The sequence below is a fragment of the Veillonella parvula genome (genome assembly GCF_001553335.1).
GTDB lineage: Bacteria > Bacillota > Negativicutes > Veillonellales > Veillonellaceae > Veillonella > Veillonella parvula_S.
Window position 1 is genome coordinate 15,944 of the sequence record NZ_KQ960773.1, and the last position, 15,446, is coordinate 31,389.

General features: G+C 37.0%; 12 protein-coding genes and 1 riboswitch. Of the genes, 5 read left to right on the forward strand and 7 right to left on the reverse strand.

Features of this window, described 5'->3' with window-relative positions:
* The first annotated feature begins 3 nt into the window (after positions 1–3).
* Positions 4–1,560, forward strand: coding sequence for a putative polysaccharide biosynthesis protein (locus HMPREF1865_RS00085; RefSeq protein WP_060918795.1), 1,557 nt, complete (start codon positions 4–6; stop codon positions 1,558–1,560).
* 96 nt (positions 1,561–1,656) lie between these two features.
* On the opposite strand, the gene HMPREF1865_RS00090 is transcribed toward HMPREF1865_RS00085, so the two are convergent.
* Complete coding sequence (locus HMPREF1865_RS00090) at positions 1,657–2,700, reverse strand: AEC family transporter (protein WP_060918796.1); 1,044 nt, start codon at positions 2,698–2,700, stop codon at positions 1,657–1,659.
* A gap of 221 nt (positions 2,701–2,921) precedes the next feature.
* Here HMPREF1865_RS00090 and HMPREF1865_RS00095 point away from each other — a divergent pair, with 221 nt between their 5' ends.
* Positions 2,922–3,662 carry a gamma-glutamyl-gamma-aminobutyrate hydrolase family protein gene (locus tag HMPREF1865_RS00095; RefSeq protein WP_060918797.1) on the forward strand — a complete coding sequence of 247 codons (741 nt, stop codon included), beginning with the start codon at positions 2,922–2,924 and terminating at the stop codon, positions 3,660–3,662.
* 15 nt (positions 3,663–3,677) lie between these two features.
* A complete protein-coding gene (locus HMPREF1865_RS00100; protein WP_060918798.1) occupies positions 3,678–4,985 on the forward strand; it encodes an APC family permease in 1,308 nt (435 codons plus the stop codon).
* A 203-nt stretch (positions 4,986–5,188) separates the two neighbouring features.
* Here the strand turns inward: HMPREF1865_RS00100 and HMPREF1865_RS00105 are convergent, their stop codons facing one another.
* Together HMPREF1865_RS00105 and HMPREF1865_RS00110 are read right to left on the reverse strand one after the other, a co-directional pair.
* A complete protein-coding gene (locus HMPREF1865_RS00105) occupies positions 5,189–6,028 on the reverse strand; it encodes a hypothetical protein (RefSeq protein ID WP_060918799.1) in 840 nt (279 codons plus the stop codon).
* 81 nt (positions 6,029–6,109) lie between these two features.
* Complete coding sequence (locus HMPREF1865_RS00110) at positions 6,110–8,377, reverse strand: YadA-like family protein (RefSeq protein WP_060918800.1); 2,268 nt, start codon at positions 8,375–8,377, stop codon at positions 6,110–6,112.
* A gap of 615 nt (positions 8,378–8,992) precedes the next feature.
* On the opposite strand from HMPREF1865_RS00110, the gene HMPREF1865_RS00115 reads away from it, so the two are divergent.
* Positions 8,993–9,604: an acetate uptake transporter gene (locus tag HMPREF1865_RS00115; protein ID WP_060918801.1), complete on the forward strand. Its 612-nt coding sequence runs from the start codon at positions 8,993–8,995 to the stop codon at positions 9,602–9,604.
* Between the two features lie 170 nt (positions 9,605–9,774).
* Here HMPREF1865_RS00115 and HMPREF1865_RS00120 read toward each other — a convergent pair whose 3' ends face one another.
* Positions 9,775–10,371 (reverse strand): hypothetical protein, encoded by a 597-nt coding sequence (locus HMPREF1865_RS00120; RefSeq protein ID WP_060918802.1) that lies wholly within the window; start codon positions 10,369–10,371, stop codon positions 9,775–9,777.
* A 450-nt stretch (positions 10,372–10,821) separates the two neighbouring features.
* Positions 10,822–10,909: riboswitch (ZMP/ZTP riboswitch) on the forward strand.
* Positions 10,910–10,997: 88 nt separating this feature from the next.
* On the opposite strand from HMPREF1865_RS00120, the gene HMPREF1865_RS00125 reads away from it, so the two are divergent.
* Positions 10,998–12,209 carry an L-lactate MFS transporter gene (locus tag HMPREF1865_RS00125; RefSeq protein WP_060918803.1) on the forward strand — a complete coding sequence of 404 codons (1,212 nt, stop codon included), beginning with the start codon at positions 10,998–11,000 and terminating at the stop codon, positions 12,207–12,209.
* Positions 12,210–12,414: 205 nt separating this feature from the next.
* On the opposite strand, the gene HMPREF1865_RS00130 is transcribed toward HMPREF1865_RS00125, so the two are convergent.
* The 3 genes from HMPREF1865_RS00130 to HMPREF1865_RS00140 all read right to left on the reverse strand — a co-directional run.
* Entirely contained in the window at positions 12,415–13,185 is a 771-nt protein-coding gene (locus HMPREF1865_RS00130; RefSeq protein ID WP_060918804.1) for a hypothetical protein, read from the reverse strand.
* Between the two features lie 222 nt (positions 13,186–13,407).
* Positions 13,408–14,322 (reverse strand): DUF4268 domain-containing protein, encoded by a 915-nt coding sequence (locus tag HMPREF1865_RS00135; protein WP_230949581.1) that lies wholly within the window; start codon positions 14,320–14,322, stop codon positions 13,408–13,410.
* A 48-nt stretch (positions 14,323–14,370) separates the two neighbouring features.
* On the reverse strand, positions 14,371–15,446 hold a 1,076-nt coding region (locus HMPREF1865_RS00140), incomplete at its 5' end, for a KAP family P-loop NTPase fold protein (RefSeq protein WP_230949582.1).

Genomic DNA, 15,446 nt, shown 5'->3' on the forward strand with positions numbered 1-15,446 from the left:
TCAATGGCTAGTGGATTTTTAAAAGGAACCTTAATTTTAACAATTGCCGGTTTCGTAGTGAAAGCCATCGGTAGTATCAACTGGATTCTTCTATCTCGCATCTTGGGTGGTGAAGGCATCGGCATCTACCAGATGGCCTTTCCTATCTATTTGTTACTATTACAAATTTCGAGCGCAGGTGTGCCGATTGCCATCTCTATTTTGACGGCAGAACGATTAGCCTTACACGACTTTGGTGGTGCTAAGAGAGTATTCAATATTTCTTTTACAATGTTGACTATAACAGGTTTTATCGCCAGTCTTGCCATGTACTTTGGTGCAGATTGGTTAATCTCTAGTGGTCTCATTGCTGAAGGCCGTGCCTACTACTCTATCATCGCGCTCGCTCCGGCAGTATTCTTTGTAACATGGATTTCCTGTTTCCGCGGGTATATCCAAGGCTATGAAATGATGACGCCTACGGCGATTAGCCAAATTGTAGAACAATTACTACGGGTTATCGTTATGCTTGGTGCTGCTGCTATTTTATTACCTTACGGTTTACCAGCCGCAGCAGGGGGAGCTAGCTTGGGTGCAGGTGTAGGTGCTTTTGGGGCCTTCCTAGTGCTGTTGTATTATTACTACAAATTACCTAAAGCTAGTAGTACTGGTGAAAGCTACGATGGTCCCCGTGAATCAGCTAAAGAAATTTTGTCACGACTCTTAACATTGTCCATACCCATTTCCTTAGCAAGTATCATGTTACCGTTGACGGCGAATCTCGACTTGCTCATCGTACCACGTCGCTTATTAGATGCTGGGTTCCCGATGAACGAAGTAACAGAACTCTTCGGTTACCTTACTGGGATGGCGGTGCCACTCATCAATTTGGCTACCATCATTACCGCAGCCCTTGCGACAAGCATTGTACCAGCTATCTCTCATGCCTTTGCCAAACACGACCATCAAGGTATATATGATCGCACTGCAGGCTCTATGCGTTTAACATTTATGGCAACCGTACCATTTACAGTGCTATTATATGTACTCGCTGCTCCTACAGTTACCTTAATCTATAATGCGCCTAAGGCAGAGCTTGCAACGCAGATTACTGCGTTCTCTATATTCTTCCTAGGTGTACATCAAGTAACAACAGGTATCTTACAAGGTCTCAACAGGCCACGTATTCCAGTCATTAATATGGGGATTTCCCTCATAATCAAAGTCATCCTTAACTGGACACTGACTGCTATTCCTTGGCTTGGCATCGGCGGTGCCGCTTGGGCAACTGTTGCTGATATAGGCTTTGCGGCATTACTTAACTTGATTTATATCAAAAAATACACAGGCTACTTCCTTGATATTTCTCTACTTTGGAAAAACGTGGTCAGTGCCGGTGTTATGGGCGTACTCATTTTCATGAGTTACCACTATTTAACAGATATCTTACCAATGTGGGCTAACTTTATACTCACTGGTATTGAAGGATTACTATTGTACGTAATTATCATGGTTCTTTTAAAAGGCCTTAATAAAAACGATGGTGCTAGCATGCCTCTAGTGGGCAGATTCTTTAGATAAGCTATATATACTTACATAAAAATAGGTTCCTAATAGTCACCGATATGACCATTGGGAACCTATTTTTTATTTACTTATTTTAATCTTCTCCTTATTTTAAGCCTGTATACCTATCATTGTTAAAATTTCCATTATAATTGGAATTACTACAACAAATAGTATGGTACTAATCATGACTAGACCTGTAGCAAATGGTAAATCAGCTTTTGATTCATTAGCTACAATTGGCAATACTGCAATAACAGGTCCTGCTGATTGTACAACAAAGGTAATAATTGCAATTGGTTCTAGAACAATGCCTGCTCCATATTGTAAAGCCGTAATCAAACAGAACATGATAATCGGGGAAATAACAAATCGTCCTATAATCCCACCAATGGAGTCTTTATTTAAACGCATGCTTTTTAAGCCCGCATCATGAAGTACAATACCAATATAAATCAAGGATAATGGGGTTACCATATCACCTAAATAATTCAAGGTAGTATGCAAAATTGGAAGTAAAGGAATTTCAAAGAACAAGAAAATTAATGCCACAAAAAAACCTATCAATGGTGGGGGTAATAACTTCTTCCAATTAAATTTAGGCTTCTTGCTTTTGCCTTCAGTAGATACTGAACTACTATTTAAACTATCAATCTTATGGAGGCCATTATTAAAATCTGCTTCAGAATTTGGCAGTGGATCTAGTTCTATAAGGAATACCCCTACCATCCATACGGAAATAGTGTTACCGATGTAATATAACAGGAAATACGGCAGCGCATCTTGCCCAAAGAGTGCGATTTGCACTGGTAACCCAATAAACAAGCAGTTATCATTTACTACCATATTGATAAAAATACCACGTCGTCCTCTAGGAACTTTCAGCATTTTCATCATAATGAACGCTACGATATATGCAATAACATATGTTAGGACAACCACTAACATGCCATATCGTAAATTCCATATATCTGAAGTATGTAGGTGATGTAATACAGATACAAATACTCCCGCTGGTAATGCAACCGACATGATAAATCGCGATAAATTACCACTAAATGTGGGATTAAACATACCCCTCCCTTTTAATATATATCCTAACAAAATAAGTAGCACAATAGGTATGATACTTTGCAAAGATGTTAGAAAAACCATAGTAAACCTCCCGTACAGTTCATTCGTAGTTTATCATATCATGTTTCGCAATAAACTTATACAACTATATCTTGAAAGAAAATATAGTAAAATGTATCAACTTTAACATATTTTCTCTATTATAAGTCTTATAATTATATCTATTAGTAGTGTTTTTATCCATAAAAATCTGATACACTAACATCAGGTTGTACAGATTTTTACACATATGAGGTGATATTATGACGAAACCATTTATTGGCATATCTGGCAATATCTTACGAGATAATGGTGGTCCTTACGTAGATTTATTGCGTTCTTACGTAAACCAAGACTATCCTCGTTCTATTGAGGAAACTGGTGGCATTCCTGTTATAATTCCGTTTACCCATAATCTTGATGTAGCTCGTGAAACGGTAGCAAAGCTTGACGGCTTATTATTATCCGGCGGTCATGATGTATATCCTCTCCACTATGGAGAAGAACCTTTACAAGGTCTTGGCGATGTATTTCCGGAGCGCGATCAATTCGACTTTGCTTTAATCAAAGCAGCAGAAGAAAAACAAATTCCCATCTTTTGTATCTGTCGTGGCTTACAAATCTTAAATGTATATCGTGGTGGTTCTTTATTCCAAGACTTAAAATATGATCAAAACTGTACAATAAAACACTCTCAGAATCAAACGCCTTCTCTTGGTACTCATACGGTAGATATTGAATCAAAATCAAAACTGGCTGGTGCTATAGGTTGCAATACTTGGATTACGAACTCCCATCATCACCAAACAGTTAAAAATGTCGGTAAAGGATTACAGGTTGTAGCAAGAGCTAAGGATGGTACTGTAGAAGGTTTAGAGGATCCAGCCTATCCTTGGTTAGTCGCCTGTCAATTCCATCCAGAAATGATGTCTACAAATGACGAAAATGCAAAACGTTTATTTACTGCATTCGTAAAAGCAACTCAAGAAAATGTAACTAAATAGTAGGAAGATTGTATCATGAAAGAAACAGGAAAATTTGGCTTTTGGAGTATTGTACTCCTAGGAATAAATGGTATTGTAGGAACAGGTATCTTCCTACTACCAAACAAAGCATATTCTATAATTGGTTCCGCTAGCTTAGGCGTCCTGTTATTTGACGCCGTTATCGCAGGTTGTATCGCCCTTTGCTTTGCAGAGGCAGCCAGCCTATTTACACGCAATGGTGGTCCTTACCTCTATGCAAAACATGCTTTAGGTGACTTCTGGGCCTTTGAAGTAGGCGTTTTAAAATGGATCGTCACCGTTATTGCCTGGGCAGCTATGGCCGTTGGTTTTGCTACAGCTTTAGGTGCTGCCGTACCAGCTTTAAGTGGTGATTTTGCAAAGGACGTCATTTCATTTATCTTAATTGTAGGTCTTACCATTGTAAATATATTTGGTGTTAACGTATCCAAATTTGTTAACAACTTAATCACTATTTCTAAGCTAGTCCCTCTTGCCCTATTTATTGCAATTGGTATTTTCTTTATAAATGGAGCTAACTTTACACCAATCTTCCCTCAAGACATCTATGTAGATGGATCATTTGCTCAAGCTGCGGTTCTTCTATTCTTTGCCTATACAGGGTTTGAAGTCATTGCCATTGCTGCAGAGGATATGAAAAATCCTAAAAAGAATTTACCACGTGCTATTATCATGTGTATGCTTCTCGTATCCGTTCTGTATATGGCAATCCTTGCTGTATCTATTGGCGTACTTGGTACAGATTTAGCAAATACTAAGGCTCCAGTACAAGATGCATTCAATGTGATCGTTGGTCCTATTGGCATGTATATCGTATTAATAGGCACCTTAATCTCTATGGGTGGTATCAACTTTGCTGAAGCTTACTATGCGCCTCGTGTGGCAACATCCATGGCGGAAGATGGTATGCTACCAAGTGCTTTGGCAAAACGCAATCGTTACAATGCACCATATGTAGCAGCTATCGTTACTGCCATTGCCAGTGTATTACTTGCATGGTCTGGTTCCTTTACAACACTAGCAGCCATTAGTGCGGTATCTCGTTTTACACAATACCTACCAACATGTTTGGCTGTTATTATCTTCCGTCGTAAATGGGCAGACAAAGCTCGATCTTATACAATCCCTGGTGGCTACTTAATCCCAGTCATCGCCATTGGCACATCCCTTTGGATGTTAGCACAAGCTCAAACTAACCAATTACTATGGGGTCTAGGCGGCTGTATCGTAATCTTGCCGTTCTACTACTCCTATTGGAAAAAGAAAAAAGCTGGTCTCATTAAAGACCATGATGAAATGTAGTATATTTTCTGAGATACTACCAGTTAAAAGTAATTTGAATTACCTTAAATACATTTATTTTATAGATACTACCAGTTAAAGATATTTATTTTTAACACAGAAAAACTACCAGTTAAACACATTGTACTGTAAGTGGATCTTCAATAACAGACCACCTACTCCGTACGTTGTAAACTTAACTGGTAGTTTTTTATTAGAGCTAATTAAAACAAATCTTCTTCAGTAGTTATTGTCTCGGTTAGTTCTTCTTCGATATAGCCAACTTCATCAGTAACTTCGTCTTCATCGCGTGTGTCGATATAGATACTGATAAGCGCTAATGCTCCCTCTTCATTGAGAGTTGCAATGGCACTCATAGGACCGTAGGTTAAAATAAGACCATCTTCTTCATCACGAATGATATGAGGCACCGCATCAAAGTGTTGGTTCATTAATTGATCAAAATAATCCTCTACATCAAGACCGCTTTCAAGGGTAATAGATTCAGAATCGCCCTTTTGGAATACAACGCGTGTGTCTTCATCGATGTACTGATAGAAATCGTCTACATCAACATTGGCTGTTTCTAACCACATACTTAAGGCCGTAAGCCAGTCTTTCACAGTTGTTGGAGGCATTGTAAAAGAATACTCACTTTCATCATCACCAAAGCGAAGATCATCATACTCAATACTGTAATTCTCCTGACTAGAAACGATACGTTCTACAAGGCCTTCATCATTTACATCTACAAAAATCATGTACACATAGTTATCGCCACTTTCATAGGAAACGGTTAAACCGTGACGGCCCTCATGGAATAGTGCATCCTCCTCGTACACATCGGTAACATGCATCACCTTGCACGTAACAGGCACATTATCTGCCTTGATGGACTCAGTCATAGAGGACAAAAACTCAACAGTTTCATTGCGGTTTCGCCCAATGATGCCACGGCCTGTAGACATGTACTCACAATCTTCACTCAAAATATGTTCAATACCGTGAATATCTGCGGATTCAAGAATAGATTTTATCAATAAAAGAGCTTGTGTTTCAGTCATAAGTTACCTCGCATAATACAACAGCCAACCACATTACATTATTGTAACATAGTCGGCTGTGTATAAATACAGAAAGCTATATTAAAGATCTAATTTAGCCATCATTTTATTAATTTGTTCTTGCATGGTATTGATTTTTTCGTCTTGTTGTTTAAGCTTTTCATCTTGGTCGTTAATAACCTTAATAAGCCCTGCCTTGGAATACTCCGCATAAGGATTACCTTTGCCAAATTTCAGACTAACACCTAGATTAAGGAGATCTTCGCCTCCGCCGAAACTTCCACCAATAGAGAATAAAGCTTTACTATTAGGGCGATAGAAAATACCAAGCGCCATGGCATTAGCGCCACGATAATTGCCATACCCGGCAGCAATATTCCATTTATCATATGGATCAAACTCCTGTGGATGTAGTGCAGCTAGTGCTGCCGCGCCTGCCCCTACACGCTTAACTCGACTATCCACCTGATTAATATGAGTATCCACTTGACTGAATCGGTGTTCCATAGTAGATGCAGATTCTGTGGCAATCCGTTTTAATTGAGCTACATTGACCGCATCTGTATCTTCACTACCGGCTGCAACATTCGTAATTTGGCGTGTCAAAACCGTATTCCCTGTTGAATCTCCTACCGAAAGGGCTGCTGCTGTGGACTTCCAAGTTGGGGAACCTTCTGTAGAGGTAGCATTTCTAGAAGGATCATAGCCAGCAATCCCTTTATCTCTAGAAGCTACTGAATCACTACCTAACGCTACACCACCATTATTTTTAACATCCGTATTATATCCGAGCATAACAGCATTTTCAATATTAACCGTATTGCGTTTCGTAGGAACTATTTCCTTAACAGTATATTTAGTTTCACTACCATCCCAAGTATTTTTAAGGGTCTTTGTTACTTCTTTTACCTCTGATGCCATAGAGCCTAGTACGACATTATGTTTGCCGCCCTCAAGCTTATGAAAGTCGCCGATAACCACATTGTCTTCGCCATTTTTTAGACTATTACCTGTACCAACTATTGTAGTTCGGCTGATGTTATTACCTTCATTGCCATATCCACTCATAGTATTATAAACATTCATGTGCCCTTCTTGGCCTTTTAACGCATTATTAGTACCCGATATTTGGGAACGCATAGTATAATCAACGCTATTACTATTGCCTAAAATAGATACGGCACCGGCATGGTCCGCCATATAGGCCTTCATGTTTTTACGACCAGCCTCTACGGTTCCCTCATGATTTCCATTTATCTTATCCATGCCAGCTATTTCAGCGCTTTCAAGATGAAAGTTCCCTAAAGTAGTCCCTAGTCCTGGAAGAGGTATCACAGAAGCCTTAGAATTCGTTACTTCATTACCAGAACCTACAATCATGGTTCCGGTTGATCCGGAGGCTCTATTCAAACTACCGGTTATCGTATTACCGATACTGTCGGCTTCATCATTTTCAGTTGAAGTGCTTTCAATACTATTAAAACTACCATAGGATGACGAAAATGATCCCGATGAACGACTCATTTCCGTTCCGCCTTCTATAACGGAACCATGACCGGTTAGGGTTTGGAAAATACTATTTGCCTTTGAGTGATTACCAATGACTACACTGCCTCCTGAAGAATTGGCTGAGTGATATCCAATGATAGTACTACTTCTACCGACTGTATACTTTTTATCCCTTGGATCACTTTCTAATTTTTCGGCCTGTTCCGCCGGAGACATACTGCCTATAACAACAGAATCTCTTATGGTATCAAGATTTTGATTATCCCCGATAACAATACCTGCAGCAGGACCTCCAGCAGACTCTACACTATATTCAGCTTTGTTATTGTTCCCAATAACGGTCAATGAATCCCATTCATTTCGATAGGTGTCATTACCACGAAGGAAATTGCCTCGACCAATTGTCAAATCAGACGTATTCGGCTCCCGCCCTGTTTTATGCTTATAATCTGTAACAGTTCCCTTATCACGGGCAATTAATGTGTTATTGTCGCCAATAACATGCTGTCTGCGACTACCTTGAACAGTATTGTTAGAGCCTACAATTCGAACATCTTCACTGCCCATGGAGTTTACCGGCTTCCCTTTCTCATTTGGAAAGGTCTTACTGATTGTATTATTATCCCCTACAATAGTAGCATTTTTACCACTGGTGACCGTATTCTTTTTACCGGTAATATTGGTATTATCACTAGCTAAATACTCATTACCATTACCATCAATAACAGGAGTCTCGCCATAAACAGGACTTCCCCATAAACAACCGCACGTACTTGTTACTAAAACAGCAGTCAAGAGAGCTTTATATCTACTTGGCTGTTGATCCATTTTCTTTTCCATGTTCTACGCCCCTTTTACATAACAACACAAAAAAATACATCATATAATAACAAACGTTTCTAATTAAAGGGTACGCCTATTACATAGGGCTTGTCAAAATGTTAAAAATTATGCGCTAAGCCTTTTGATTTTCTCAGCGTACATCATATATCAACACACTATTTATCACTATTTCTAATAAATGATTATGTGAATATAATTTCATAATTGAACTCAACTAGGAAATACCTAGGTCCTATGCACCAAATACATCGACAAGCGTTAAATAATATCCTAGATAGCAGTTTGCTCCTTAATCTATAACAAATTCATATACATTAAATACTAATTCTAATAAAAGCGTAGAAATATATAAGGTTAAAATCTTATTACTCATTATTTCTACGTTTTTTATATGTTTTTAACGTATTTCTTTATATGCGTTTTAGGCATACATCTATGACTTGCTCTATTGCCTTAAAACTGTGATATATGTTACATTTATGAGGCAATACTTTCACAATGGTTAGCTATCAATTCAGTACACACAGTACTTAATAGGAGATGACAATAATTGTAATCATGTGAAGATTTGGCTGTGTAGTTGTAGTTAGTTGACAGAGAAATGAGGAACAAATGGAAAATGAAGTAAGAAAAGTTGAAATGAGCGAAAATGTAGCGGATCCTACTGGTCTTGGTCTACTTGGTCTCGCTGTTGTATGTTTTGTGGTATCCACGTCCCGCGTAGGCTGGTCTGGTCCAACAACATCCGTTTTTATACCTTGGGCAGTTTTATTAGGTTCTTTGGGCCAAATAATTGCAAGTTATTTTGACTTTAAGAAGAACAATGCTTTCGGTTCCGTTGTATTCGGTGCATACGGCTTGTTCTGGTCCGCTATGGCTGGTGTTTGGTTGATTCAAATGGGCACCTTCGGTCCTGAAATTCAAAAAGGTTTCGATGTAACGCAATTAGCATTCGCTTTTGTGGGCTTCTTGATCTTCTCTATTTTCGGTACCATCGTGTCTTTGAAAACAAACAAAGTTGTATTGGCTATTATAGTTCTTATTTGCTTCCTATTCTTTGGTCTTTCAACAGATCTATTCTTGGGTGGTCGCACAGGATTCTATGCTCTTGCAGCATGGTCTGAATTATTCATCTCCCTCTTGGGCTTCTACGGTTCCGGTGCGGTACTTGTAAACAAAGTATTCGGTAAAACTGTATTTCCTTTGGGTAAAAACATCTTGTAATAGTTGCAAAACTATATAATACAAACACAATAAAAGAGGTTTCCAATGGTCACTAGTTGACTATTGGGAACCTCTTTACTATTTGCTTTTACTATACCTATTTAGCTAAATATTGTAGGCCCACTGAATATAATAGGCTGAACAAATATTGGGATCTGAAGGATTATAGCTTATTTATGACTGAACTGCGCATCCATAATCATTTGGCGCAACTGTTCAATACGAATACCTTTAGGTAACTTATGTCGATAAAACTGTAAATTATAGTAGTATCTAGTATCTTCATAATCTGTAACTAATACCATATCCGTTCGATACTCTAATGGCCACCCATACATAAATTCCATAAATAAACTACGCACGCCATCATTGTTGACCTCTATTACATCATACCTAACAGGTAATACCATCTTAACTGTAGGTTCTGGAATCGTTCTATCTTTAATAATTTTCTTAACCTCTTTATCTAAGGATGTACTGCCATTATCAACGGACCTAGCCTTTACATGCATTAATACCCCATCAGAGGTTCTAAACACCCTACCATCAATGTCCTTTGTTTCGCCCTGCGTTTCAACAGCATCCTTTAATACTCGAAATTGATAAGGGCCATAAAACTTTGTTTCTGTGAAAGATTCTAGCGCCTCATTAAATTGACCATTATGTACATTCTCAACACGCAAAAGAGGCTTTATATCCATAGCTTCTGAAGACATCGGTACAGCTAAACATAGACCGAGACTTAGTAATATAATACAATGTTTCATAAATACGTCCCCCCTATTGAACAGTAGTATTAACTGTATTTTAACATATTTTATGAAAACGATTACAAAACGAAAGAGGTTCCTATTGGTCACCTAAGTGACTATTAGGAACCTCTTATCTATTTACTTTAATTATCAACACCGCTATATTGAACTTGAGGCCTCTAAATGGGTCCAGCCTTTGCTAATCCTCTAGAGATTGGTGGTGTGTGGCCGCATGAAAAAAGGCCCGACATAGAAATCAGACCGTTTCTTCAATTCAATAAATCTAGAAGCGAAGTCTGGCGTCGAAACCATTTATGCCTCACTTTGATATAAATTATATCATATTTAAATAAGGAAAGGAATCTAAGGATTTCTTTCCTTGTTTTCTTTTATAAATCCTCATAGTGCATACGATAGTGACTTATATCACCGACAAGATGTCCTTTCAATTGCTATATTTGTAATATATTCCTACTGGGCTGACGGATACGTAGAATTAACTACATGCACAGTAGCACACATCGTGTGATAGCCGACCGTCTGGGCAAGCTTTTGTTCAGATGGTTTTTTTATTGCCTTCTCGTTACAAAGGCTTCTTTATCTATATTTGAGTATCTCATTTATACGAAAGGAGTTTTCTTATGAGAAATCGTTGGTTTATTGCATTAGCAGCCATTGGTATACACATATCCATTGGTAGCGTATACGCATGGAGCGTGCTTACACGTCCAATCATGGCAGATATGGGTTTTACCTTATCGCAAACAACATGGACATTCTCATTAGCCATTTTAATGCTCGGACTATCTGCGGGTTTTCTTGGATCCTTTGCAGAAAAAATAGGTCCTAAAAAAAGCGGCCTTCTCGCTATGTTATTCTGGGTAACCGGATTATTCGGCACGGCCTATGCACTTAACATCCACAATCTTACCTTACTCTATCTCTTCTACGGTATCATCGGTGGTATTGGACTAGGTATTGGATATATAACACCAGTTTCTACGCTCGTTAAATACTTTCCAAATCGCCCAGGATTTGCTACCGGTTTAGCTATTATGGGTTTTGGGTTTGCTTCACTCATTGCAGGGCCTCTTATGCAATACCTCGTAGCTCAGGTTGGATTGGTAAATAATTTCATTATCCTCGGCGTAATCTATCTTGTAATTATGGGCGCCTCTTCTCTCTATTTAAAAGCACCTCAACCAAAACATCCAACTCGACCTACGAAAGATAAATCCACCATGTACGTTCATAACCATGGCATGCTAGCCAATGATGCCATGAAAACTTGGCAATTCGGTGCCCTTTGGTGGGTATTCTTTATTAATATTACCTGTGGTATAGGCCTCCTATCCTTAGCGTCCCCTATGGCACAAGAAACCATTGGTATGACACCTGCAGCAGCTGCATCGCTAGTTGGTATCATCGGTATCTTCAATGGCGGGGGGCGTATTGCATGGTCTACTATTTCCGATTACCTTGGACGAGCACAGACTTACATACTATTCTTTATTATAGAAATTGTCGCATTCTATTTACTCGCCCAAACAAATAGCGCGCTAACATTCCAAATTTTAATCCTTCTCATTATCACATGCTATGGCGGTGGATTCGCCTGTATGCCGGCATATCTTGCAGATCTCTACGGTATACGTCAACTTTCTACTATTCATGGTCGTATTCTAACTGCTTGGGGATTGGCTGGCATCGTGGGCCCTATGCTCGTATCATACTTTCACGAAGCAGGATATGGCTATACTACTGCTTTAGAATGCTTTGCCGTTCTGTTTGTAATAAATACAATTATTGCTATAGCCCTAAAATTATACGGTAAACGAAAATTACACAACTAATAACTCCATTTAAACATGAAGAAACGGCCTGACATGATGTCAGACCGTTTCTTCAATTTTAAACACTAGAAGCGAAATCTGGCGACCAAACCATTTATGACTCACTTGGATATAAATTATATCATATCTAAACAGGGAAAGAAATCATATGGTTTCTTTCCCTGTTTTAAAGCATAATAAACCTATGCAAGAAATAATATGCAAACTAATCTCCAGTGTCGTCAATATAAATATGTATAAAATTTGCTGGTCCCGCTAAACTACGGCCGATTTCAATCGTCATAGGTCCATACATTATAAAGGATCTATTATTCTTATCATGAATTATATGTGGCATAGTATAGAAAAATAAATTCATTATCTTACTAAAGTCATTTATAATATTTTCCTTACCTAACAACAAAATAGGTTCTTGATTTTTTCTTTGAAAATGTACACAGCACTCATCAGCAAGTGAATCATAAAAAGAATGCTCATTTACATATCCAGTTTCTAACCAAATACTAATGGCCGTAAGCCAATCCAAAAAATCAACAGGCGTCTTATAAAAAATGTAATCTATAGGAGGGGAATTATATTCAGCACGATGTTTATCAAGTCTAAAACTCGGAATTTTATCACTAACAATAATTTTGTTAATAAAATTATTTGAATCTAACTCAATAAACATACCTATAGCATAATTGTCTATTTCATTGTATGCAATAGCGAGCCCTCTTTGACCTTCATAAAAAAACTCTTTTCCCTTGATTTCCTCCCCAAGTGTCATCATATGTGCATACACGGCTACATTTTCATCTCTGGTCCTTTTTGCCGTTGAATTTAGAAAATCATATACTTCTACCTTTCCATTTTTTAATATATTCCTCTCAACATTAATATACTGACAATTGTCTGCTAACAAATTATTAATCCCCTTAAAATCAGCATATTCTAGTGCAGATTTAAATATTAATAACGCATGATTTACATTCATCTAGGACACCGCTTTCACTAAAAGAAAAACTAATTATCAGCGCCTTAATTAGTGATACCGACGAGTAGATTCATTTTCAAGTTCATTAAACCAATTTAGACACCAATAAATGAAAGTATCTTGAGATAATTCTCCGACAACAAAAGTAATGATGTTATACTTATCTCCCCTAGGTTAAATAACCGTTCATATTTATAGTTTTTAATAAATCTAATTACAAAACTATAAGTTTCCAATTTTCTTTAAATATTTGATATATATATCTTTAAGTCGCACTACATTTTCTAGTATTTGTTGCATTAATGTATCATAGTTACTCGTATCATCAAAATCTAATCCAGGTATTTCATAAACAATCTCTGCTTTCTTAGAGCCATCAGAATTTCGCCAATCTAAACTATGTCCTGCCTCATTTTCAATATCATCTTTAAAGTTTTCCAATAAATAATATAGGTCTTTATTATCACGAATATAAAGGCTGATTTCGATATAATGCTCTTTATTAATAAGTTTAATCTCCATATGTGCTTGACTCGTACCAATAGATACCGTCATCCAATGATCCGTATTAGCATTTCTATTTTTTAAAATTGTAATTTCACTACTACTACTATATTCAATTAAACGAGTCCAGAAATCATACCGTGCAGCCTGCGATCTATTTAGTTCTTTGTTGTCAGACATAACATTTGCGGTCTTAGAAAAATCATTTGGCATCTCAGCAATTTCAAACTTAGGCGCCGGTAAAGAACTACCAATGCGATACGCCTTCAATTCAATTAAGAAAAAGTTAATATCCTTTGTAGTAGTATGATTCAACCATTCAATAGCACTCTTATGTTCCGAACGTGCATTTGCAACAATCCAAATAATTTTTGAAGCATCTAATCCTGATGCATAAGTAATTATTTTTCCTAAATGATCATGGTTAGAACTTTCTAGTTGACTTTCAATAATAACAACTTTACCTTCATTATAATCATCCTTAGCTACAATATCACATCTATATGAGCCTACAAACTGCTCAGTTTCAATACCAGTGAATACTATCCCTAAATCTTCGCCTAAAATTGATAGATTTTCTTCTTTTGCAAGCCATGCTGAAAAATCATATTGCTCATGGGACCTATAAATCACGTATCGGAACAGCTTCTAGTTTTCCTATATTCATATAAAATACCTCTACTAAACATCATAAACTGACCATGCAGAAAATAAATTAACTATATTTATTAAATTTTGCTTAACAGCCTCATCAATTCTCAAATTATCAAATTTTATAGATTCGCTTAATTTATGAGAAAAATCTTTAGATAACGCTCCCAAAAAAATCTTTTCATAATAATACTCAACTTTTTCATATACTAAATCATAATTTTGATTATTTTTTTCATTTTCATTAAATAGTAATGCAATAGCACTATTTCTATACTTTTCTTTTGACATCAATGCCGCAATTAATGAATAACGTTTACCAGCAACAAAATCAAAATATTCCTTTCCTGAATGGAATTTTACAGCAAGAATTATTGGAATCCAAAAAGCATATAAATCTTGAAAATCCTTTCTAAAGTCATTAGTTTTATGCTGCTTTTCAAGAGCATTTTGTATCGATATTTTAACCAGATTATTATAACGCTCAATTTCCCGTAATGTTAAATCAAAATGTTGAGCACAACATATAGCTAAATCATCAATCCTATCATTATAAGAATTACTCCATAAGTATTTACAATATTCTTCAGCTGTAATCTTAGGTAATGTAACCCGAATATCAATAAACCGATCCAAATACTTCCATCCATTAAAACCTTCTCCATAGTATTGCTTTATACAATGTTGAAATTCACTTAGGTTAGTAGAAAGCACAAAAATCACTTTATCATTATTAAAATAATGTTTTATTATTTCAAGTAGTTCAACAGCAAAACTAGGTTTACAGCGGTCAAGTTCATCTATAAATATAACTAATTTATCATATTGACCCTTACATATATAATCTAAAAAAGAATCAACTTGACTATCCATTTGTTCAATAAATTCTAATTTTGATAACCGGTCCGCATCATTAATTCCGCATAACGCTTTAGTCCCCTTAAAAATCGACTCCACATCAATCGGTGTAACTCCCTTCACGATATGTGAGGCACCTTTTAGTAGAGATTTAATGAAACCCATCTCTTCTTTAAAATAATCAATCCCACCAAAAGTAAGTATCATAGATCTTGGGTTATAGGACAAAACGTGTTGCAAATTTAATT